Origin of the sequence: Mesorhizobium sp. 131-2-1, from assembly GCF_016756535.1 — a bacterium.
GTDB lineage: Bacteria > Pseudomonadota > Alphaproteobacteria > Rhizobiales > Rhizobiaceae > Mesorhizobium.
Genome location: NZ_AP023247.1, coordinates 4,648,810 through 4,670,535 on the forward strand (window position 1 = coordinate 4,648,810; position 21,726 = coordinate 4,670,535).

19 protein-coding genes are annotated in these 21,726 nt (G+C 64.4%); 11 read left to right on the forward strand and 8 right to left on the reverse strand.

Going from position 1 to position 21,726, the window contains the following annotated elements; translation table 11 throughout:
• The first annotated feature begins 78 nt into the window (after nucleotides 1-78).
• From JG743_RS22735 to JG743_RS22745, 3 genes are all read left to right on the forward strand, one after another.
• Nucleotides 79-1,740, forward strand: coding sequence for an acyl-CoA synthetase (locus JG743_RS22735; RefSeq protein WP_202292964.1), 1,662 nt, complete (start codon nucleotides 79-81; stop codon nucleotides 1,738-1,740).
• 93 nt (nucleotides 1,741-1,833) lie between these two features.
• The gene (locus JG743_RS22740) at nucleotides 1,834-2,727 is read left to right on the forward strand and encodes a hypothetical protein (RefSeq protein WP_202292965.1); all 894 of its coding nucleotides are present in this window, start codon (nucleotides 1,834-1,836) and stop codon (nucleotides 2,725-2,727) included.
• A 178-nt stretch (nucleotides 2,728-2,905) separates the two neighbouring features.
• The gene (locus JG743_RS22745) at nucleotides 2,906-5,503 is read left to right on the forward strand and encodes a bifunctional diguanylate cyclase/phosphodiesterase (RefSeq protein ID WP_202302895.1); all 2,598 of its coding nucleotides are present in this window, start codon (nucleotides 2,906-2,908) and stop codon (nucleotides 5,501-5,503) included.
• A gap of 94 nt (nucleotides 5,504-5,597) precedes the next feature.
• On the opposite strand, the gene JG743_RS22750 is transcribed toward JG743_RS22745, so the two are convergent.
• Nucleotides 5,598-6,488: a LysR family transcriptional regulator gene (locus JG743_RS22750; RefSeq protein WP_202302897.1), complete on the reverse strand. Its 891-nt coding sequence runs from the start codon at nucleotides 6,486-6,488 to the stop codon at nucleotides 5,598-5,600.
• Nucleotides 6,489-6,595: 107 nt separating this feature from the next.
• Between JG743_RS22750 and JG743_RS22755 the strand changes: the two genes are divergently transcribed.
• The 4 genes from JG743_RS22755 to JG743_RS22770 all read left to right on the forward strand — a co-directional run bounded on the left by JG743_RS22755 (nucleotide 6,596) and on the right by JG743_RS22770 (nucleotide 10,360).
• Nucleotides 6,596-7,759: an aldo/keto reductase gene (locus tag JG743_RS22755; RefSeq protein WP_202292966.1), complete on the forward strand. Its 1,164-nt coding sequence runs from the start codon at nucleotides 6,596-6,598 to the stop codon at nucleotides 7,757-7,759.
• A 36-nt stretch (nucleotides 7,760-7,795) separates the two neighbouring features.
• Nucleotides 7,796-8,785 carry an aldo/keto reductase gene (locus tag JG743_RS22760; protein WP_202292967.1) on the forward strand — a complete coding sequence of 330 codons (990 nt, stop codon included), beginning with the start codon at nucleotides 7,796-7,798 and terminating at the stop codon, nucleotides 8,783-8,785.
• Nucleotides 8,786-8,838: 53 nt separating this feature from the next.
• Nucleotides 8,839-9,390 (forward strand): flavodoxin, encoded by a 552-nt coding sequence (locus JG743_RS22765; RefSeq protein ID WP_202302899.1) that lies wholly within the window; start codon nucleotides 8,839-8,841, stop codon nucleotides 9,388-9,390.
• A 319-nt stretch (nucleotides 9,391-9,709) separates the two neighbouring features.
• Nucleotides 9,710-10,360, forward strand: coding sequence for a glutathione S-transferase family protein (locus JG743_RS22770; protein ID WP_202292968.1), 651 nt, complete (start codon nucleotides 9,710-9,712; stop codon nucleotides 10,358-10,360).
• A 27-nt stretch (nucleotides 10,361-10,387) separates the two neighbouring features.
• On the opposite strand, the gene JG743_RS22775 is transcribed toward JG743_RS22770, so the two are convergent.
• The gene (locus JG743_RS22775) at nucleotides 10,388-12,010 is read right to left on the reverse strand and encodes an ABC-F family ATP-binding cassette domain-containing protein (protein ID WP_202292969.1); all 1,623 of its coding nucleotides are present in this window, start codon (nucleotides 12,008-12,010) and stop codon (nucleotides 10,388-10,390) included.
• A 57-nt stretch (nucleotides 12,011-12,067) separates the two neighbouring features.
• Here JG743_RS22775 and JG743_RS22780 point away from each other — a divergent pair, with 57 nt between their 5' ends.
• Nucleotides 12,068-12,547, forward strand: a complete 480-nt coding sequence (locus JG743_RS22780; RefSeq protein ID WP_244672882.1) for an EthD family reductase — start codon at nucleotides 12,068-12,070, stop codon at nucleotides 12,545-12,547.
• A 52-nt stretch (nucleotides 12,548-12,599) separates the two neighbouring features.
• On the opposite strand, the gene JG743_RS22785 is transcribed toward JG743_RS22780, so the two are convergent.
• From JG743_RS22785 to JG743_RS22795, 3 genes are all read right to left on the reverse strand, one after another.
• The gene (locus JG743_RS22785; RefSeq protein ID WP_202292970.1) at nucleotides 12,600-13,343 is read right to left on the reverse strand and encodes a 2OG-Fe(II) oxygenase; all 744 of its coding nucleotides are present in this window, start codon (nucleotides 13,341-13,343) and stop codon (nucleotides 12,600-12,602) included.
• Between the two features lie 298 nt (nucleotides 13,344-13,641).
• Nucleotides 13,642-14,169 carry a hypothetical protein gene (locus JG743_RS22790; protein WP_202292971.1) on the reverse strand — a complete coding sequence of 176 codons (528 nt, stop codon included), beginning with the start codon at nucleotides 14,167-14,169 and terminating at the stop codon, nucleotides 13,642-13,644.
• 13 nt (nucleotides 14,170-14,182) lie between these two features.
• Nucleotides 14,183-14,605: an OsmC family protein gene (locus JG743_RS22795; RefSeq protein ID WP_202292972.1), complete on the reverse strand. Its 423-nt coding sequence runs from the start codon at nucleotides 14,603-14,605 to the stop codon at nucleotides 14,183-14,185.
• 183 nt (nucleotides 14,606-14,788) lie between these two features.
• On the opposite strand from JG743_RS22795, the gene JG743_RS22800 reads away from it, so the two are divergent.
• The gene (locus JG743_RS22800) at nucleotides 14,789-15,457 is read left to right on the forward strand and encodes a phytochelatin synthase family protein (RefSeq protein ID WP_202292973.1); all 669 of its coding nucleotides are present in this window, start codon (nucleotides 14,789-14,791) and stop codon (nucleotides 15,455-15,457) included.
• Nucleotides 15,458-15,537: 80 nt separating this feature from the next.
• Here the strand turns inward: JG743_RS22800 and JG743_RS22805 are convergent, their stop codons facing one another.
• The 3 genes from JG743_RS22805 to JG743_RS22815 all read right to left on the reverse strand — a co-directional run bounded on the left by JG743_RS22805 (nucleotide 15,538) and on the right by JG743_RS22815 (nucleotide 18,442).
• Nucleotides 15,538-15,987, reverse strand: a complete 450-nt coding sequence (locus JG743_RS22805; protein WP_202292974.1) for a hypothetical protein — start codon at nucleotides 15,985-15,987, stop codon at nucleotides 15,538-15,540.
• Between the two features lie 60 nt (nucleotides 15,988-16,047).
• Nucleotides 16,048-17,538 (reverse strand): AMP-binding protein, encoded by a 1,491-nt coding sequence (locus tag JG743_RS22810; protein ID WP_202292975.1) that lies wholly within the window; start codon nucleotides 17,536-17,538, stop codon nucleotides 16,048-16,050.
• A gap of 79 nt (nucleotides 17,539-17,617) precedes the next feature.
• Nucleotides 17,618-18,442 carry a p-hydroxycinnamoyl CoA hydratase/lyase gene (locus tag JG743_RS22815; protein ID WP_202292976.1) on the reverse strand — a complete coding sequence of 275 codons (825 nt, stop codon included), beginning with the start codon at nucleotides 18,440-18,442 and terminating at the stop codon, nucleotides 17,618-17,620.
• A 104-nt stretch (nucleotides 18,443-18,546) separates the two neighbouring features.
• Here JG743_RS22815 and JG743_RS22820 point away from each other — a divergent pair, with 104 nt between their 5' ends.
• Both JG743_RS22820 and JG743_RS22825 read left to right on the forward strand, forming a co-directional pair.
• Complete coding sequence (locus tag JG743_RS22820; RefSeq protein ID WP_202292977.1) at nucleotides 18,547-18,999, forward strand: MarR family winged helix-turn-helix transcriptional regulator; 453 nt, start codon at nucleotides 18,547-18,549, stop codon at nucleotides 18,997-18,999.
• A gap of 246 nt (nucleotides 19,000-19,245) precedes the next feature.
• Nucleotides 19,246-21,681, forward strand: a complete 2,436-nt coding sequence (locus JG743_RS22825; protein WP_202292978.1) for a putative bifunctional diguanylate cyclase/phosphodiesterase — start codon at nucleotides 19,246-19,248, stop codon at nucleotides 21,679-21,681.
• Nucleotides 21,682-21,726: the final 45 nt, after the last annotated feature.

Sequence of the window (21,726 nt, forward strand, 5' to 3'; positions counted from 1 at the left end):
ACCGGAGCCGCCTTTTCGGGCAATCTCCCATCCGTCGGCGGATCATGGGCAGATGATGGCCGCCGAGGGAGGATTGCCATGACCAGGACGCCAGCCGGGCTGCCGCGCTACGACGACGCCGTCGCGCATTTCCACATCGAGGACGAGATCGCCAAACTGCACGGCGATCCGGCGACCGGCATCAATGCCTATGTCGAATGCTGCGGCCGCTACACGGGGCAAAACCGTCTTGCGCTGCGCGCCATCTCCGCCGGCGGCGAGCTGCGTGAATTCAGCTTTGACGATCTCGCCGACATGTCCGGCCGCGCCGGCAATATGCTTAAGGAGCTTGGCGTTCGCCCGGGCGATGTGGTGGCCGGCATGCTGCCACGCATCCCCGAGCTGGTGGCGTTGATCCTCGGCGCATGGCGCATCGGCGCGGTCTACCAGCCGCTGTTCACCGCCTTCGGCCCGAAAGCGATCGAGCACCGCCTGAGCTACAGCAAGGCAAAGCTGGTGGTGACCAATCTGGCAAACCGCGGCAAGCTCGACGAAGTGGAGAACCACCCACGCGTCGCGACCATCCTCGGGGCCGGCGATGCCCTGCCCGCCGGCGATATCGATTTCCGCGCCGCGCTGGCCTCCGCCTCGCCCGAGTGTGAACCGGTGATGCGCACGGGCGACGACCTGTTCATGATGATGTCGACCTCCGGGACGACGGGACACCCGAAGGGCGTGCCGGTGCCGCTGAGGGCGCTGCTCGCCTTCGGCGCCTACATGCGCGACGCGATCGGGCTGCGGGCCGACGATGTGTTCTGGAACATCGCCGACCCGGGCTGGGCCTATGGGCTCTACTACGCCATAACCGGCCCGCTGCAGCTCGGCATCGCCACCACTTTCTACGAAGGCGCCTTCAACGCCAAAAGCACCTACGACATCATCGAGCGGCTCGGCGTCACCAGCCTCGCCGGCTCGCCGACCGCCTATCGCCTGTTGATGGCGGAAGGCGCTGAGGCCGCAGCCCGCGTCAAGGGCAGGCTCCGTGTCGTGAGCAGCGCCGGCGAGCCGCTCAACCCGGAAGTGATCCGCTGGTTCGACGCCAACCTCGCCGCCCCCATCCACGACCATTACGGTCAGACCGAGAACGGCATGATGGTCAACAACCATCATGGCCTGGCGCACAGCGTGCGCGCGGGCTCGGCCGGCTTTGCCATGCCCGGATACCGGATGGTGGTGCTGGATGAGGCGGGCAACGAGCTCGGCCCCAATCAGCCAGGCATCCTCGCGGTCGACATCGCAAGATCGCCGCTGCGCTGGTTCGACGGCTATCACCAGGCCGAGACGCCGGCGATCTCGGGCGGCTACTACCGCACCGGCGACACGGTGGAATACGAGCCGGACGGCTCGGTCTCCTTCATCGGCCGGGCAGACGACGTCATTACCTCGGCCGGATACCGCATTGGCCCGTTCGACGTCGAAAGCGCGCTGATCGAGCATCCGGCGGTCAACGAGGCGGCGGTCGTCGGCGTGCCCGACCCGCAACGCACCGAGATCGTCAAGGCTTTCGTGGTGCTGGCCTCAGCCTATCAGGGGAGCGAGGCGCTCGCCGAGGAGTTGGCCCAGCATGTCAAGAAACGGCTCTCGGCGCATTCCTATCCACGCGAGGTCGAGTTCGTGGCCGAACTGCCGAAAACGCCGAGCGGCAAGATCCAAAGGTTCCTGCTGCGCAAGGCCGAGGTGGAGAAGCGCAAGGCCGGGTAAAGATTCGGCTCTGCGTTGATTTCCGCCACGCAAAAGCCGCCAATTCGGGCGAAGGCTGCCGGGGCTATTGATCGCTAATCTGGGGGCTAAATCATGCGATTGGTCTGGACGCTTCTCTTCGTGCTTGCGGGCAGCGCGGCACTCGCTGCCTCACCGGAGGACGACTATATCGCCGCGCGTGACAAGGCGATTGCCGACATCGCCGCGCAGCAAAGCGCGAACGCTCCCGTCGAAACGCTCGATGCGGTCGGCGCGAAGGCGCTGGCCGATCTCGAAAAGCGTCTTTCCGCCCTTCTCGGCCCGCTGGCGGTTGAGGGTTTTCCGGCAACCGGCACGATCAATCTCCAAAGCCTGAGCGACTCCGACATCGGATTCGGCATGCTCGACGGGCTGAGATACGCTACGAGCGACGACGGCCCGAGCCTTGTCGCGACCACGCGCGGGCTTGCCGAACGCTGGCTGCAGTCCAGGGCCGACGAGACCGACGAAAACCTCAAGCTGCCCGCCGGCATCGACGAGGCGCTGAAGCTCGACGCCTTCTACACCCAGGCCATCGGCGCCGACGCAGCCTTCGTGAAGACGCTCGACTTTGCACTGAAGAAGCCTGGAGGCGCCGACATGGCGATCGCGCGGCTCGGCGGCTGGACTCAGGACGTCGGGCCGATCTACGACCAGCAGGTCATCGTCACGCTGGTCAAGGGCGATCGCGTCCTGATCGCCGAGGCAGCCGCTGCGCCCGCCGTTCCGAAGATCGCGGCCTGCGATGCGCTTTGGACCGCGGCCGACGCCGCCGCCCAGAAATTCCAGGAGGCCTACCAGGCTTCGGAACTCAAGGACGAAAAATCCTACGATGCGGCCAATGTCGCCTGGGAAAAAGGCGACGCCGACTACCGCGCCTGCATGGGCGAGCGCCTGCCGGGCGACGCGGCGTTCCCGGCGCTGCTTGCCCAGGCGCAGCAGCTTGCAGACCAGATGGCGGGAAAGTAGGCGCTGAGAGGCGCCTGCCCTGGCGCTTCCATCCCCGCGGCAATCGGCCCGATGCTGAAACTTCTGGCCAGCCTGGAAGTCTAAATTTAAGCACTTTCTACTAGGTTCGACCGACTGACTATTGTCCAGGAAGGGCATTCGGGTCGAATTGGCCAAAACGGATTCCAGCGTCGGCCGCATCAGGCAGGCCGTTTTTTCCACCGCCAACGTGCCGGCGGCGATAGCCTTTGTCGTGCTTCTGATCTGCGCCATTTTTGCCGACCAGCAGAACAGAAAAGTCTCCGATCAACTGGTGCGCGCCGATGTCCTGGCCAAGGTCAACATTATCCGCGCCAAGCTCGAGGGCAACATAAACGGCAATCTCCAGCTCACGCAAGGCCTGGTGTCGGCCATCGTCACCGAGCCCTATTTGGGCCAGCAGAGATTTGCCTTGCTTGCCGGCAATCTGTTCGAGCAGAAGTCGCAGTTGCGCAACATCGCTGGCGCGCCGGACCTCGTCATCTCGCTGATGTACCCGATGAAAGGCAACGAGAAGGCGATCGGGCTCGACTACCGCAAGAACGAAGCGCAACGCGCGGCTGCGCTTCGGGCGCGCGACCGGCATGAACTGGTGTTCGCCGGCCCGGTCGACCTGGCGCAAGGCGGGCGCGGCTTCATAGGCCGCATCCCGGTCTTCGTGCCGACGGCGGGCGGCGGCGACCGCTTCTGGGGCATCGTCTCGGCTGTGGTCGATGTCGACCGGCTCTACGCGGCGAGCGGCCTCACCGATCCCGGCATCGACATCGATGTCGCGCTGACCGGCAAGGATGCACTGGGCGACGGCGGCGAACGCTTCTTCGGCGGCGGCAATGTCATCGCCGGCAACCCGGTGACGGCCGAGGTGGCGCTGCCCTCGGGCTCGTGGCGGATTTCGGCCATTCCCAAGGGCGGTTGGCCAGCGGCGCCGAAGAATGAGCTGACCTTGCAGGCACTCATGGCGCTCGCCGGCGTGCTGGTGGTGCTGCCGATCCTGGTGGCCGGACGGCTGTTCGGCGAAAGGCAGAAGAACTATGCCGAGTTGAGACGTCTGTCCGGGCGGCTGGAGCTGGCGCTGGAGGCTTCAGGCATCGGCGTGTGGGAGCATGATCTCGCCAGCAACGAACTGGTGTGGGACGAGCGCGTCAACGAGATCTACGGCCTGCCCGCCGACGGCAAGCCGCGTGGCTACGATGACTGGGCAGGGACGATCCACCCCGACGATATCGAGCGTGCGCGGCAGGATTTCGACCAGGCCGCGGCGACAAAGGGCCTCTACTCCTCGCAGTACCGCCTCGTCCACCATGACGGCACGATCCGCCATGTCCGCACGCGCGCGACGTTCTTCCAGGACACCGGCGGCACGCCGAAGATGATCGGCGCCGAATGGGACGTGACCAGCGACGTGCTGCTCAACGAGAACCTCGTGCGTGAGCGGCAGCTGTCGGAATCGAAGAACGCCGAGCTAGAGGCCGCCAGTGCCCGCATCGAGCATGTGGCGCTGCACGATTCGCTGACCGGCCTGCCCAATCGCCGCTATCTCGATGAGATGCTGGCCGAAAGCGGTGAAGCCGGCCGGCGCACGGCGCTGCTGCATCTCGACCTCGACCGCTTCAAGCAGATCAATGACACGCTCGGCCACGCAGCGGGCGATGCCATGCTGATGCATGCCTCGAAGGTCATCAAGGCCAACGCAGAGCCTGCCGACTTTGTCGCGCGCATCGGCGGCGACGAGTTCGTGGTGGTGAGCCATGCGGATGGCAACGACAAGCTTGCAGAACTCGCCAGCCGCATCATCGAGGAGATGCGCCAGCCGGTGAACTACCAGGGCCACCAGTGCCGGTTCGGCGTCAGCATCGGCATTGCCGCCAATGATGGCGTCGACGCCAGGCAATTGCTCGTCAATGCCGATCTCGCGCTGTACCGGGCGAAGAGCCATGGCCGCAATCGCTACGAGTTCTTCAACGAGGAGCTGCAGAGCGAGATCGTCCGGACCAAGCAGATCGCCGATGAAATCCTGGGCGGGCTGGAGCGGAACGAATTCATCGCTTACTACCAGCCGCAGTTCGACGCCAGGACGCTCGAGATCGTCGGCGTCGAAGCGTTGTCTCGCTGGAAGCATCCGCGCCGCGGCATCCTCGCGCCTGCCGCCTATCTCAAGGTGGCCGAAGAGCTCAACGTCGTGGCGCTGATCGACCGCACCACCCTCAAGCAGGCGCTGGAGAATTTCGAGCGCTGGTCGCATCTCAACATTCCGCGCGTTTCGGTCAACGTCTCGGCCAGGCGTCTTGAGGACCGGGACCTGATCAAGGGTTTGCGCAAGCTCGCCATCAAGCAAGGGACCGTGTCGTTCGAGCTGGTGGAGTCGATCTTCCTCGACGAGAACGACGACTTCGTTTCCTGGAATATCGAGCAGATCAAGGAACTCGGCATCGACATCGAGATCGACGATTTCGGCACCGGCTACGCCTCGATCGTCAGCCTGCTCAAGCTGCAGCCGCGCCGGCTGAAGATCGACCGCCAGCTGATCACGCCGATCACCGGCTCAACGGCGCAGCGGCGGCTGGTGTCGTCAATCATCGAGATCGGCAAGTCGCTCGGGATTGAAGTGGTGGCCGAAGGCGTCGAAACGATGGATCACGCGCGCATCCTCAAGGAATTGGGTTGCGACATCCTGCAGGGCTACGCCTTCGGCACTCCGATGGACGCCAAGACCTTCAAGGCCTTCGCCCAGTCGCGCAAGTGGCTCCAGGCGGGGTAGCGGCTAGGCGCCCTACCCCCGCAGCCCACGGCGGCTATGCGCCGCATGTCGGTCATTACCGGCGTTGGCTGGAGTCGGACACGTACCGCACCTATCAGCTGCCCCGATGACGCAGAACGTCCACCAGGACGGATAGCGCAGGTGACGTGTGACGCCGGCTTGGGTAATACAGGTGATAGCCCGGGAAGTACGGGCACCATTCCTCCAGCACCCGGATGAGCCGCCCCTCCGCAATGTGGGGCAGCACCTGATCCTCAGGCATATAGGCGACTCCCAGCCCGTCCAGCGCTGAACTCAGCCGCATGCCAAGATTGTTGAAGATCAGCTGACCGTCGCCCCGCACCTTTACCTCGCGGCCGTCCTTCTCGAGACCCCACGGAAACAGCCCGCCGTAAGTCGGCAGCCGCATGTTGATGCATTTGTGCGCGGTAAGGTCCTGCGGGGTTTGTGGGGCCGGGAAGCGCTTGAAATATTCCGGCGAACCAACCACGGCCATGCGGATGTCGGGCCCTATGCGGACAGCCACCATGTCCTTCGCCACCTGCTCACCCATGCGGACGCCGGCGTCGTAACCTTCGGCGACAATATCAGTCAGGCCGTAGTCGACGATGATCTCAACCTGGACGTCCGGATAGTCCGGCAGGAACCGTTTGAGTGCGGGCTGCAGAACGGCAATCGCCGGGTGCTCACCGGCGGTGATGCGGACCCTTCCGGCCGGTTTTTCGCGTAGCTCGTTCAAAGTGGCCAGTTCGGCCTCGATCTCCTCGAACCTTGGGATCAACGTGCGCAAAAGGCGATCACCGGCTTCGGTTGGTGCCACACTGCGCGTGGTCCGAGTGAGAAGTCTAAGTCCGACCCGCTCCTCAAGATTGCGGACGGTCTGACTGAGCGCCGAGGGTGATACCCCCAGCTTGGCTGCCGCGCGCGTGAAGCTCCGTTCCCGGGCGACAGTCGCGAATGCGGCAAGATCGTTGAAGTTCTGCATGGCGTATTTGTTAGTCCAGCCAACAGGATCATGCGGATTGTAGCAGGTTATCGCATGATGCCGCATCCCCTATCTTCTTCGCAGCATCAGCGGAAGGAAGAGCAAGCATGGCAAACGAACGCATTTTGAGGATGGGGCGCCGTGGCTTTCTGGGCGCGGCGGGAAGTCTCGCGGCGGCGCCGCTTCTCGTAGCCACCGGATCCAAGGCGCCAGCCCAAGAGGCCGCTCAAGGGACGGGCGTCAGCAGCACCGCATCGCTGAGCGGGCGGCGGAAGTTGGGTTCGCTGGAAGTCTCGAGCCTTGGCCTCGGTGTCCAGAACATGAGCCGGACCTATCAGACGACAATCCCGACCCGGCCCGAGATGATCAACATTATCCGGACTGCCTTCGATCGAGGTGTGACCTTCTTCGACGCCGCCGAGGCCTACGGCCCGCACGAGGTCGAGCGGATCCTTGGCGAGGGAGTAGCGCCGTTCCGAGACCGTGTCGTGATCACCTCGAAGTTTGGTTGGAACATCGATCTTGAGACCGGCGAACGCCGCCCAGGGCTGAACAGCCGTCCGGACCACATCAAACTGGCGGTCGACGGGATGCTAAAGCGCCTGCGCACTGATCGCGTTGACCTGCTCTACCAGCACCGGGTCGACCCGGATGTGCCGATCGAGGACGTTGCCGGCGCGGTCAAGGATCTCATGGACCAGGGCAAGGTCATGCACTGGGGCCTGTCCGAGATGGGGCTGAACACCCTCCGCCGCGCTCACGCCGCGCTGCCGATCACGGCCGTCCAGAGCGAATACTCGCTGCTATGGCGCGGTCCGGAACGGGAGGTGCTTCCGCTTTGCGCGGAACTCGGCATCGGCTTCGTCCCGTGGAGCCCGCTCGGAGTGAGTTTCCTGACAGGCGCCATCGACGCCAAAACCCGGTTCGCCGACGGCGACATCCGCAAGGTCGAGGGCCGGTTCTCACCGGAGAACCTGCCGCACAATCTGGCGCTCGTTGAACTGCTCAAGAGTTGGGCCAAGCTCAAGAACGCCAGTCCCGCGCAAATGGCGCTCGCCTGGTTGATGGCGCAGAAGCCATGGATTGTTCCCATTCCAGGGACAACCCAGATGCCGCACCTGCTCGAAAACATCGGCGCGGATTCGGTCCGGTTCACGCCGGAGGAACTTGCGGAATTCAACGCTGCGGCCGGCGAAATCCAGGTTCAGGGAGCGCGCCTTCCTGACGCAGTGCTGATCTTTTCCGGCGTCGAAGCCCCGGAAAAGACCTGAGCTCAACAACCCCAAAGCGACGCAAGGGAGCCTGCTATGAACACTCGCAAGCTTGGAACACTCGAGGTCTCCGCCCTTGGGCTCGGCTGTATGGGCATGAGCTCGGCCTACGGCCCACCGGCAAACAAACGGGATATGGTCGACTTCATCCGCACCGCCCATGAGCGCGGGGTTAGACTGTTCGACACGGCGGAGGCCTACGGTCCCTTCGTCAATGAGGAGCTTGTCGGCGAAGCGCTTGCGCCGATCCGCGACCAGGTGGTCATCGCCACCAAGTTCGGGTTCGACATCGACCTTGAAACGGGCAACCGTAGCGGCCGCACCAACAGCCGTCCCGAGCACATCAAGGCGGTGGCCGAGGCCTCGCTCAGGCGCCTGAAGACCGATCGCATCGACATTTTCTATCAGCACCGTGTCGACCCAGATGTGCCGATCGAGGATGTCGCAGGCGCGATCAGGGACCTGATTGCCGACGGCAAGGTGGGACACTTCGGTCTCTCTGAAGCAGGCGTTCAGACGATCCGCCGAGCCCATGCGGTGCAACCGCTCACGGCAGTGCAGAGCGAATATTCGCTCTTCTGGCGCGGGCCGGAAGCCGAGCTTTTGCCAACGCTTGAGGAACTCGCCATCGGCTTCGTGCCGTTCAGCCCGCTCGGCGCCGGTTTTCTGACCGGCAAGATTGATGAGAATACCAAATTCGACCCAACCGACTTCCGCAACAGCGTGCCGCGTTTCTCTCCGCAGGCGCGCAAAGCCAATATGGCCTTGGTCGACGTCGTCAAGTCTGTGGCGAAACGCAAGGGCGCAACACCTGCCCAGATAGCACTTGCCTGGCTGCTGGCCCAGAAGCCTTGGATCGTGCCGATCCCCGGCACCACCAAACCACACCGCCTCGAGGAGAACCTTGGAGCCATCGACGTAACGCTGACCGTGCAAGACCTGCAGGAACTCGCCTACGCCCTGGCGAAGATCGAGGTTCAGGGCGAACGCCTGCCTGAAGCCGCGCTCAAGATGACCGGGCTTTGATTGGGATCTGCACCGTGAACGATACGCAAAAGCCTACCAGCCGGGAGTTCCTCATGTCATCCCTATTGCTGCCGCTCGCGGCCGGAAGTGCGTTGGTCACGCAGGTCGAAGCCGCACCCCGCTTGGATGGCAAGGCGCTCGTGGCGTTCTTTTCGCGAAGCGGCAACACTCGTGTCATCGCCGGGCAACTCAGCCGAGCACTGCCGGCCGATCTCTTCGAGATCGAGTTGGCGATACCTTATCCGGCCGATTACTTCGAGACCGTCGAGCAGGCGAGGCAGGAGCGCGATCGCGGTGATCGGCCGCCGCTCAAGGCGCAGCTTGCGAGCACCGCATCCTATACGACGGTGTTTCTGGGGTTCCCCATCTGGGGTGAAACCGCACCGCCCGTAATCCGCTCCTTCCTGGCGGTCAGCGACCTCGCGGGCAAGACCATCATTCCGTTTATCACGCATGGCGGCTTCGGTCTCGGCAACAGCCAGGCCGTTCTGGCCAGCCACGCCCCTCAGGCGCGCCTGATGGAAGGGTTCTCGATGCAGGCGCCGCAAGAGCGCCAGACCATCGAGCGTGTCGCCGGGTGGCTGGAGACGCTAAAGGTCAAGTAGTAAGCGAGCGTCAGAGTCTTTGATCAGCGCATCGTCGGTTCGTCCCGAGCCAAAGCCGCTATCCGTCGGAGCACTGCGAAGGTCCCCGAGTTGGGTCAGGCAGCGACGTCGGCGCGCAAGCAGCTCCCGTCTGCCCTTGCGCGGACAAGCTCGATATCGCTGACAAGCTTGGCACGCCGCTCTTGCGCCGTTCGCCAGCAATGGCCGCGCGGAAAATGCGGACCGCAAAATCGCATGGCAGAAGAAAACCAGGTAGGTTGTCGGGAGCCGCGCCGGTCGTTCGTCCTCTGGATGCAAAGCGCGATACCGGAGCCCTTCAATGACCCCCACAATCACAGCCTTCGAACAGTCGCCGGACCGCGGCAGCGGACAGGCACGCGACATGCGTGTTCGCTGGGCGCTCGAAGAAGTGGGCCAACCCTACGATGTTCGCCTTGTCTCGTTCAGCCAGATGAAGGAACCCGCGCATCGCGCGCTTCATCCCTTCGGGCAGATTCCGACCTATGAGGAAGGCGATCTCGCCTTGTTCGAGTCGGGAGCGATCGTGTTCCATATCGCGGAGCGCCACGCGGGCCTGCTGCCAGACGATGCGAACGCCCGGGCGCGCGCCATCACCTGGATGTTTGCCGCGCTCAGCACGCTGGAGCCGCCGATTCTCGAGCTGCAAAACGCCGTAGTGCTCGAGCGCGGCGAGAGCTGGCACTCGCAGCGCCTGCCCATGGTCGAGGATCGCATCCGTGACCGGCTCGGCGCGCTTTCCGATCGCCTTGCCGATGCCGACTGGCTCGATGGTGCGTTCAGCGCCGGTGACCTGATGATGGTGGGTGTGCTGCGCAGGTTGCACAGATCGGGTCTGCTGAACGAATATCCGAACCTCGCCGCCTATGTCGCCCGTGGCGAAGCGCGGCCGGCCTTCAAGCGTGCCTTCGACGCTCAATTGGCGGTTTTCACCGCCGCATCGGCCGGCTGAGGGCCGCTTCGGGTCATAGCGGTCTCTCTAACCCCGCAGGCCCGGCGCCTCCTGGCCCGTCCGCTCGACATATTCCGTATAGCCGCCGCCATAGGTGTGGACGCCGTCGGGCGTCAGTTCGAGCACGCGATTGGAAAGCGCGGCCAGGAAATGGCGGTCGTGCGAGACGAAAAGCATCGTGCCTTCGTACTGTGAAAGCGCGTTGATCAGCATCTCCTTGGTCGCCATGTCCAGATGGTTGGTCGGCTCGTCGAGCACCAACAGGTTCGGCGGGTCGAACAGCATCAGCGCCATCACCAGCCGCGCCTTCTCGCCGCCAGACAGCACGCGGCATTTCTTCTCGATCTCGTCGCCGGAAAAGCCGAAGCAGCCGGCAAGCGCGCGTAGCGGCGCCTGGCCGGCCTGCGGGAAATTGTCTTCCAGCGTCTGGAACACGGTGCGCTCGCCCTCCAGCAGCTCCATGGCGTGCTGAGCGAAATAGCCCATCTTGACGCTCGGACCGCGCGCCACCGTGCCCTGGTCGGGCTCGGAAGCGCCGGCGACCAGTTTCAGGAGCGTCGACTTGCCGGCGCCGTTGATGCCCATGACGCACCAGCGCTCGCGCCGGCGCACCTGGAAGTCGAGGCCTGAATAGATGGCGCGGCTGCCGTAGGATTTGTGGATCCCCTTCAGCGTCGCCACGTCCTCGCCGCAGCGCGGCGCCGGCTGGAACTCGAAGTTCACGACCTGGCGGCGCTTCGGCGGCTCGACGCGGTCGATCTTGTCGAGCTTCTTCACCCGGCTCTGCACTTGTGCCGCGTGTGAAGCGCGCGCCTTGAAGCGCTCGATGAAGGCGATCTCCTTCGCCAGCATTGCCTGCTGGCGCTCGAACTGCGCCTGCAGCTGCTTGTCGGCCAGCGCCCGCTGCTCCTGGTAGAATTCGTAGTTGCCGGAGTAGGAGGTGAGCGAACCGGCGTCGATCTCGACGATCTTGGTGACGATGCGGTTCATGAACTCGCGGTCGTGCGAGGTCATCAGCAGCGCGCCGTCATAATTCTTGAGGAATTGCTCCAGCCAGATCAGGCTTTCGAGGTCGAGATGGTTGCTCGGCTCGTCGAGCAGCATGACATCGGGCCGCATCAACAGGATGCGGGCGAGCGCGACGCGCATCTTCCAGCCGCCGGAGAGTTTGGCGACGTCGCCGTCCATCATCTCCTGCGAGAAGCCGAGGCCGTCCAGCACCTCGCGTGCCCGGCCGTCGAGCGCATAGCCGTCGAGCTCCTCGAAGCGGTGCTGCAATTCGCCGTAGCGCTCGATGATGGCGTCCATCTCGTCGGCGCGATCGGGGTCGCCCATGGCGTGCTCCAGCTCGCGCATCTCTGCGGCAACCGCGCTCACCGGTCCTGCACCCTCCATCACCTCGGCGACGGCGCTCATGCCTTCCATGTCGCCGACGTCCTGGCTGAAATAGCCGATGGTGACGCCGCGATCGACCTGGACCTGCCCTTCGTCCGGCTGCTCCTGCCCGGTGATCATGCGGAACAACGTCGTCTTGCCGGCGCCGTTCGGACCGACGAGGCCGACCTTCTCGCCCTTCTGCAAGGCGGCCGAGGCCTCGATGAAGACGATCTGTCGGCCGTTCTGCTTGCCGATATTTTCAAGACGGATCATGGGGAGGTCCGGGTAACTGCGCTGATGTGGCGGGATTTGTCCCGAGCGCTTACCCGAATGAAGCTGCCGGGGGAAGAGGCAGAAGCGCCGCAGATGGTGGCGAGGCCCCGCGCAGGAAAACAAGAATCCGCGGATTGTCGAAATCCGCCCTCGCGGAACGACATTGGCGCGGCGGCCTGCCTGGCAGCCGACCGGCAACACCAACAGGACAGGAACAAGACGATGGCCAAGATGCTCGTGATCTACAAAACCCCGGCCGATCCGGAGGCATTCGACCGGCACTATTTCGAGGTTCACGTGCCGCTGGCCAAGAAGCTTCCCGGCCTGCGGCGCTACGACATCAGCAGGCGGCCCATCATCAAGCGCTCGGCGGGCGAGATGCCGTATCTGGTGGGGACGCTGTATTTCGACAGCCTCGCCGATATGCAGAGCGCATTTGCAACCGAAATCGGCATCGCCTGCGCCGCTGACCGGCGGATACTCGCGCCAGGAGACGACGACCTGACGATGCTGCTGTTCGACGTCGATGAAGTGTAAGCCTTCGCCGGTCTCCGAGCGGAACGAAGGAGCAGCACCGAAGCGGAGGACGTTACTTCGCGTCGTGGAAGATGATCCCCACCGTATGCCGCCGGCCGGAGCGCAGGCGGCTGACGCCGTGGCGCAGGTTGACGCGATAGTGGCCCTTGGTGCCCTGCACCGGCCGATTGTGCACGGCGAAGATCACCGCGTCGCCTCGCCTCAGCGGCACCACCTCGGCGCGGCTCTGCATACGCGGGCGCTGCTCGGTGAGCACGAATTCGCCACCGGTGAAATCCTCGCCGGGTTCGGACAAGAGGATCGCCACCTGCAGCGGAAAGGCGAGCGCGCCGTAGAGGTCCTGATGCAGGCAGTTGAAGTCGCCGGGGCCGTATTGCAGGAGCAACGGCGTTGGCTTCGTCTGCCCCTCGGCGTGGCAGCGCTTGAGGAAGGCGGCGTGGTCAGCGGGATAGCGCAGCGCCACACCCATCTTCTCGTTCCAGTCGTTGGCGACGCCGGCAAGCCGCGGATAGAGCGCGGTGCGCAGGCCTTCGATCAGATCGGGGAGCGAATAGCGGAAATAGCGGTACTCGCCCTTGCCGAAACCATGGCGCGCCATCACCACATGGCTGCGGAAATGTTCTTCGTGCGGATAGAGCGCGGCGATTTCGGCGCATTCGTCGGGGGTGAGAAGGTTTTCCATGACGGCGCAGCCATGGGCGTTCAGCTCGGCGGTCAGAGCGCGCCAGTCTTGGTCGGCGACGCGTGCTTCGGCCGAGCGCGCCGCGCGTTTGGCGCTTATGGAATGGACGGTCATGGGCCTGGCCTCCTGTCGCTTGCCTGCCATGAAGATGGGGCGGACGGAGGGTGGGAGCCACCCGATTCGTGCGGAGGCGCGGCGGTGAAGCTGCCAATCTCCCCCCCTTGCGGGGGAGATGGCCGGCAGGCCAGAGGGGGGGTGCGAAGGAATGCCGGCTTTGCCCAATTCCCAATCGCAAGCCGGTTGAAGACGGTAGCTGCAGACTGACAGGCTGGCGGGACAGCACCCCCCTCTGCCCTGCCGGGCATCTCCCCCGCAAGGGGGGAGATCGGCTCTCCGCCGGCCTCGCAAACCTTCAACCCTTGCGCCGATACTTCTCCAGCTCCGGATCGAGATCCACCCTGACCGCATTGGTGAACACACACGTCGCCAGCATGATGCCGGCGAAGGCGACGAGGTCGACCAAGAGCGTATCGTCGTAGCGCGCCTTGAGCGCGGCCCAGATATCATCCGGAACAGCATTGGCATCGGCGGCGACCACCTTGCCGAAGGCGACAAGCAGTGTCTCGTCGGCGGTCGGCTCGATCGCCTCGGGATCGAGGCCGGAATCGATCAGGGCGCGGCGGAAGAAGGTGATCGGTATTTCGGCGCGCATCGTCTCGGCGATCGCCGTCGAGAACAGCCAGATGGCGCGGTCGTCGAGCGCGGGTTTGAGCAGGTCGCGCAGCGTGAACCATTCGGCATAGATGCGGTGGGCGGCCGGCGAATGCAGCAGGATGCGCTTCATGTTGGTCATGCGGCCGCGCAGGCTGAGCTCCCTGTCGTGCTCGGCGCGGATTTCTTCGGATGCCGTCGCGTAGTCGATTGGCTGGATCATGGCCATGGGAATGGACCCCTCACCCAAGCGTCGTGTGCAGTTCGGGCGCGGCGCGCAGCGTGTTGGAGACGGTGCAGATCGCCTCGGCATCCTCGACGATGCGCTGCTTGGTCGCCGTGTCGAGATCGCCGGAAATATCGAGCCTGATGTTGAAGCGGGCGACGCGGGACGGCTCGTCGGCCGCCTTCTCGCCGCCGACCTCGGCGCGCACCTCGCCGAGCCGGGCGGCGACGCCAAGGCGCGTGGCGGCGATGCGGGCACTCAGCACCATGCAGGCGGCGAGCGAGGCGTAGAGCAGGTCGAGCGGGTTGAAGCCCGGCGCGCTTACGCTGGTGACGACATCGACCGCGCCGCCGGTCGGCGTTGTGACGACCGGCAGGCCGCCGGGTTGCAGGACGGCCAGCGCGCCGGTGACGCGGGTTCTGATCTTCAGCTCGCTCATCGCAGAATCCCTTTCGGTCGGCGGCCCGTCAAAAATCAGGGGCGCAGCCACAGTGGCGCGCGCCCTGGCCCGCTATATGGTACGCTTAGGGCCGACGCAGCAACATCGACTGATGTCTCGGATTTCACTACGCTGTACTGCCTCCTGCATTGTCCTGTTGCTGCACTGTTTCGAGGTTCGGCAATGAAGCGCAGTCTCGTTTTCGCTTTGATTGCAGGCATTGCCGGCGTTGGCCTGCTCGGCGGCGGCGCACTTTTGACTGGTCGGTCCGCGGTTTCGCCGGACGCAATCCAGTCGTCGGTTATCCGCACCCCCGCATTGATCGACAGCGCCTGGAAGCTGCCGGTGGCTGCTACTTTCACCACTGCCCTTGACTGGCAATCGAACAGCTCACGATGTGGGCCGGCAAGCCTCGCAAATACATTCCGCTCGATCGGCGAAGAGGAGACGACCGAAGCCGAAGTCCTCGAGGGCACAGGCAAATGCTGGACAGGCTTTTGCATTATCGGGCTGACGTTGGACGAGGTTGCCGAGGTCGCTCGAACGAAGACCACGCGGAAAGTCTCGGTGTTGCGGAACCTGAGCGCCGACGAGTTCCGCGAGCACTTGAGGCGTGCCAACGATCCGAGCCGCCGCTACATCATCAACTTTACACGCGAGAAGATTTTCGGCGCCGGCAGCGGCCATTTTTCCCCGATCGGAGGATATCTGGAGGCCGAAGACATGGTTTTCGTCCTCGATGTAAACGAGCGCTACAAGCCGTGGCTGATCGAGCGCGAGCGTCTGTTCTCGGCCATGGACACTATCGACAGCGATGGCGACAAAAAGCGAGGCTTGCTGCTGATCGAGTAGATCGGGTCGCGCGCTGCTCCGCCCAGAAATCGACGAGCTTTTGCCGCGCTAGATCCAACCGAGGTCGATCGACGATGGCCTCAAAGATGATGCCAGATGACCTTCAGCGGTGAACCGATTGCCTGCTCGACCCTGCCCAGCTGGTCGGCAGCAAGTGATGTCTCGCCTGGATTGAAAACCGTGAGCGCGCAGCTGCCGAACGCGGCAGGCCAGACATAGCGCAGATCGTTGAGCGAAGTGGGCCTGTGGCAGCAAGGCGTCACGGCCGCAAGGTCTTCAAAGCCCGATACAGCCGCCCGGTCCATCGCCTCGCCCCACCAGTCCTCGAGGTCACTGCCACACAGGGGGCAGTTGATGCTTTCCGTGTTCGCGCCGGCGTCGAAGAATGTCACCCCTTCTTCGAATTCGACCCCGATATGTTCGGCCCGTGGAAACAAACCTCGCACGATCGTCACCGCATCCCTGGCTGCCGCCTCGCCGGGGCGCCAGTGCGGATCATACGAAACCAACCGCAGGTAGTTGTCGGACATACTCCTTCCTGGCGCAGGATGGGTGTTCAATGCAAGGTGCTGGACCGGATTCCAGACTATCTATTTCAGGCTCCGCAGCAGATGCTTCTGGACCTTGCCCGATGCTGTGCGCGGCAGGATCTCCACGGGGAAGAATTCCTTGGGCACCTTGTAACGGGCGATGCGCGCGGCGCAGTGGCTGGCGAGTGAGCCCGGGTCGAGCGCGCGACCCGGCTGCATCACCACGAAGGCGCGGCCGACCTCGCCCCAGCGCTCGTCGGCGACACCGATCACCGCCACCTCGGCGATATCAGGATGGGCGAGCAGCGCCATCTCGACTTCGGCCGGGAAGACGTTCTCGCCGCCGGAGATGAACATGTCCTTGCGGCGGTCGACCAAAGTGACAAAGCCGTCTTCGTCGCGCCGCGCCAAGTCGCCGGTGCGAAACCAGCCGTCCGCGCTGAAGGCGCGCGCCGTCTCGTCCACCCGGTTCCAATAGCCCGGCGTGATATTGGGGCCGGCGAGCCACATCTCGCCCGTCTCGCCCGGTGCGGCATCATTGCTGGCGTCATCGACGATGCGCAGTGAGACCATCGGCGCCGGCAGGCCGGCCGAGCCCGCCTTGCCGGTGATGCGCTCGACCTCCAGCGGCATGCCGAGCACGGTGCCGGCTTCCGTCATGCCGAAACCGTCGACCATCGGCACGCCCTGCGCCAGCCACCATAGGATGTCCGCTGCGGGATTCGGCGCGCCGCCGGTGAAGAGTGCGACAAGCGAGGTCCAGCGCGCGGGCGCAAAGCCGGCATGCTCGCGCAGCATCCTCGCCATCTGCGGCACGCAGAAATAGTGGGTGACGCCGAGCGCCGGGTCGGCCAGCCGGCGGTTGGTGACACCGGGGTCGAAGCCGGCGGAGACCAGCACCGTGCCGCCCTTGAGCAGCACCGGACGCAGGTTGGTGATCAGGCCGATGACATGGAACATCGGCGCGTCGCAGAGGAAGACGCTGTCATGGCCGACGCGGCCGATGACGCCGAAATTGACCGCGGTGGCGAAAGCGTTGGCCTCGGTGACGATGACGCCCTTCGGTTGGCCCGATGTGCCCGAGGTGTAGAGGATGATCGACGGCCGGTCGGCTTCCGGCAAAGGGCGGCGCGGCGCCGGCGCGGCCTCCTCTACCGCCGCCGCGAAGCGCGAGACCTCGAGCGGCGCGCAGTCAGGCGGCGCCATGTCGAGCGCGGTGTCGTGGACCAGAAGCACGGGACCGCAGTCGGCCAGGATCGCCTGGCGCTCAGGCGCGGCCAGCCGCCAGTTGACCGGCACGAAGATGGCGCCGAGGCGCGTCGCCGCCTGCTGCAGGATAACGAGGTCGGCGCTGTTGCGGGCCAGCGTGGCGATCCGCTGCCCTTGCTTTATGCCATGGTTGCTTTCAAGCACCGCGACCGCGCGCTGGATGGCGTCGTCGAGCGCCGCATAGGTCCAGCGCCGCCCGGACGCCAGGTCGACGCAAGCGAGGCGGTCCGGCTGCGCCCTGGCGTGCAGGGCAACGGGGTCCGGTGTCGTCCAGGCCGGCATTGCGATCTCCTCCCGTGTCACGCGCCGTATCTGTTGCCTGCGGCATCAATGCCGGCAGGGCGTCAGGTCACCGCCCGGATCATCTCGCCTTGTCGTAGGCGGCGAGGCCGGGCTTGTAGCTCTTTTCGTCGATGAACTGGCGGATGCCTTCCTTGCGGCCTTCATTGTCGAAGGAATTCGCCGCCTCCTGCGCCCGCACCAGATAGTCCTCGGCATTGTCGTAGGTCATCTCGGCGACACGGCGGATGGCATCCTTGGTGGCCTTGAGCGCGACCGGGTTCTTCTTCAGGAGGATTTCTGCCACCTCGGCGACGCGCGCCTTCAAGCCACTGAGCGGCACGCTTTCATTGACCAGCTTCCAGGCCGCCGCCTTGCGGCCGTCGATCAACTCACCGGTCAGCGCGTGATACATGGCGTCACGCATCGACAGCAGATCGACCACCACCTTGGTGGCGCCGCCGCCGGGCAGGATGCCCCAGTTGATCTCGGAGAGCGCGAACTGCGCCTCGTCGGCGGCGAAGGCGAGATCGCAGGCAAACAGCGGGCCATAACCGCCGCCAAAGCACCAGCCATTGACCATCGCGATGGTCGGCACGCGGTACCAGCGCAGCCGCCGCCACCAGCCGTAAGCCTCGCCCTGGGCCTTGCGCACGGCGCCCAGGCCCTTCGCCTCGGTCTCGCGGAAATATTCCTTGAGGTCCATACCCGCCGACCAGGCGGCGCCCTCGCCCGAGAGCACGAGAACGCCGACATCGTCGCGGAATTCGAGCTCGTCGAGCACCTGCATCATGCGCCGGTTGAGCGCCGGGCTCATCGAATTGCGCTTGGCCGGCCGGTTGAAGCGCACCCAGGCGATGCCGTCCTCGACATCGAAGGCGACGGTGTCTTCGGTTTCTCCTGCCATGGGTCAACTCCTCCGAGATAGCTATGCTGCATAGCGTTTACCTTTGCTATGTCGCATAATATTTTTACCTTGACAAGGGGCCGGATCGCGGCAATCGATCGGGCATGGACGAAACCAGCAATGACCTCGACGAGGACGCGCTCGACGCGCAGATCGGCTATAACCTCCGACGCGCCTCGGCGCTGGCACTCAACGATTTCGCCGTCGAGATGGCGGAGGCGTCGTTGCGTCCCGTCACCTATGCCATGCTGGCGCTGATCGACGAGCGGCCGGGCATCCGCGCCGCCGAGCTCTGCCGGCTGCTCGGCATGAAGAGCGCCAACATGGCGCCGCTGCTCGCCGAACTGGAGGAGCGCGGCCTGATCGAGCGCGACGACCATGCCGAGGACAGGCGCGTGCAGGAGCTCAGCCTGACCGAGGCGGCCAGAGACGCGATGCCGGCTTGGCGGCGGCAGGTGCGCCGGCACGAGGACCGCTTCCTGCACCGGCTGACAAGCAAGGAACGGGCGACGCTGCTGCGGCTGCTGCGGTTGATCTGGGTGGACGAGCAAGGCTGAAGGCGCCGGCTGGAAGGCGACGGTCCTGCTGAAAGCCTGAAAAAACAATCCGATGGCGGCATATTCTGCCTAATCGATTCAGGCTGCGTGCCGCATCGCAGGGGGCCGGGACATTACCGCATGGATCCCGCTGAGACGACCTCACCGCTGGTGTCTGGCGGGGCGCCAAGGCAGCGCGATCTCACCCATATTAGCGATTCCTAAACCGCGGTGCGCTAAGTCTTGCCGATTGACGGGGGCCGCGGAATGAACGCCTTCAGGCGACTGGCCGGATTTGTTCTGATCCTGTTGACCGGTGTGGTGGCGCTGGCCGCGCTGCACATCGACGCCCAGCGGAATTTCGCGCTGGCAAAGGAACGCTACCTCGAGAATTCCCATGCGGCATCCCAGGCGACCGCCAAGACCGTCGAAGATGCGTTGCACGCCATCTACGAGAACGTGCGGACGCTGACCTACCTGCCAAGCGTGCGAAACCTTGACCGCCATGGCACGAACCTTGGCGACGAGGGCCGCGCCACGATCCAGCAGATCTACAACAACCTGGCCAACAACGTTTCCATTTCCGAGGTCTATTTCCTGCCGCTGGATTTCGACCCCGACCGTTTCGACGCGGTGACGGGCAAGCTGGAGGAGCCGATCCTCCAGTTCGACCAGCTGATCGTGAATGCCAGGGCGCGATCGGACGCGGCGGGATCGCCAAAGCAGGCAAAGCTCGATGACAGCGCGCTGGCGCGCCCGGCCGAGGAGGTCGAAACCTACGAATACCATGAGCTCGCCAAGCAGCTTGCCTGGCTTAAGGCCAACTATCCGAATTCGAGCAACATCGAGGGGCTCAACGTGCCGATCATCGGCACCAAGGAACTGATCACCTGCGACAACACGGACTTCTTCCACAGCGGCGACGACGCAGACCGATCGGGCTTCATCCTTTCTGTTCCCGTCTTTGCGGCCGACGGCAACCTGCGCGGCTCGGTTTCAGCGATCATGCTCACCTCGGCGCTCAGGAAGCTTGTGCCCAGCACCGACTATGTCATCGTCAATGCGGGCTACGATTTCGAATCCGACCAGCATCGACTTTCGACCTCGCTGGCAGCCGACACACGGTCGTTCACCGCGCCCGATCCGAAGTTGGTCTACTCGGAAGTGATCCCGCTTTCCCTCAACGATCCGAAAAGCGCGTGGCGGCTCTGGGTTGGTTTTCCGAACAGCAGGTTCGAGGGCAATGTCGACGTCCGGTCGGTTCGCGAGTTCGAACGGGCTGGCTACGCCGCGACCGTCATCGTCACCTTGCTGGCGCTGGTGTGCTGGCATGCGATCGGGCGTACGATGTCGATGCAGGCGGACGCCGCCGAGACCCTGGAGCGGCGGGTGGAGGAACGTACCGCCGAGATCCAGCACCTTGCCACGCACGACATTCTCACCGGCCTGCCCAATCGCGGTCTACTCGCCGAGACCATGGACGAGGCCTTGAAGAGCCTCAGAGACAGCGAGAAACTGGCGGTCCACTGCGTCGATCTCGACCGATTCAAGCCGGTGAACGACACGCTCGGCCATCCGATCGGAGATGAGCTTCTTGGCGCCGTGGCGAAGCGCCTCATTCAACAAGCCAGCGAAACCGCCATGGTGGCAAGGGTGGGCGGCGACGAATTCATCATCCTCCAGCTTCTGCTCGATGGCGACGAGCAGGCAGGCGCGCTGGCCAGCCGGGTCATTCACGCACTGTCCGACGAATTCCAGATCCAGGGCCATACCATCAACATCGGCGGCAGTATCGGCATCGCAGTCTTTCCAGATGACGGCGATAGCTCGGAAATCCTCATCCGCAATGCCGACCTCGCTTTGTACAAGGCCAAGATGGAAGGCCGCGGCACGTGCCGGTCATTCGAGCCCGGAATGGATGCGCGACTGCAGGAGCGTCGGCTGATTGAGGCCGAGCTGGCTCTGGCAGTGGCAAACGATCAGTTCGTGCTGCACTATCAACCGCTGCACGAAGCAAAGACGTCGAACCTCACTGGCTTCGAAGCCCTTGTGCGATGGAACCATCCGCGCCTTGGCCTGCTTGCGCCGTCGGAATTCATCCAGCTTTCCGAGGAGACCGGGGTCATCGACACGCTCGGCGACTGGATCCTGCGGCAGGCCTGCGCCGATGCGGCGAAGTGGCCCCTGCCCGTTAAGGTCGCCGTCAACCTCTCGCCCGCGCAGTTCAAGCAGCAGTCACTGCCGCTTCAGGTCGCATCGGCACTTGCAGCGTCGGGTCTCATGCCGTCGCGCCTGGAGCTCGAGATCACCGAGTCGGTGCTCCTGGCCCACAACGAGCACACCATCCAGACGCTCCACAGCCTGCGTGATCTCGGCATCAGCATCGCCATGGACGATTTCGGCACCGGGTATTCCTCATTGAGCTATCTGCGGTCGTTCCCATTCAACCGCATCAAGATCGATCGCAGCTTCGTCAGCCTGATGTGCGAGAGCAGCGAAAGCCGGGCCATCGTCAAGGCCGTCGCCGAGCTCGGCACCACACTCGGCATGACCACGACCGCCGAGGGTGTCGAGACCGAAGACCAGTATCGCCTGGTCAGGGAGAACGGCTGCACCGACGTCCAGGGTTGGCTCTTCGGCCGGCCAATGCCGGCATCCCAGCTCTACGCGCTTTTCGAACAACCTGGCGCTTTGACGGCCTAGGCGAAGCGAGCCTTTCCGACGCGCAACGGAAAGGCCTGCTTGGGC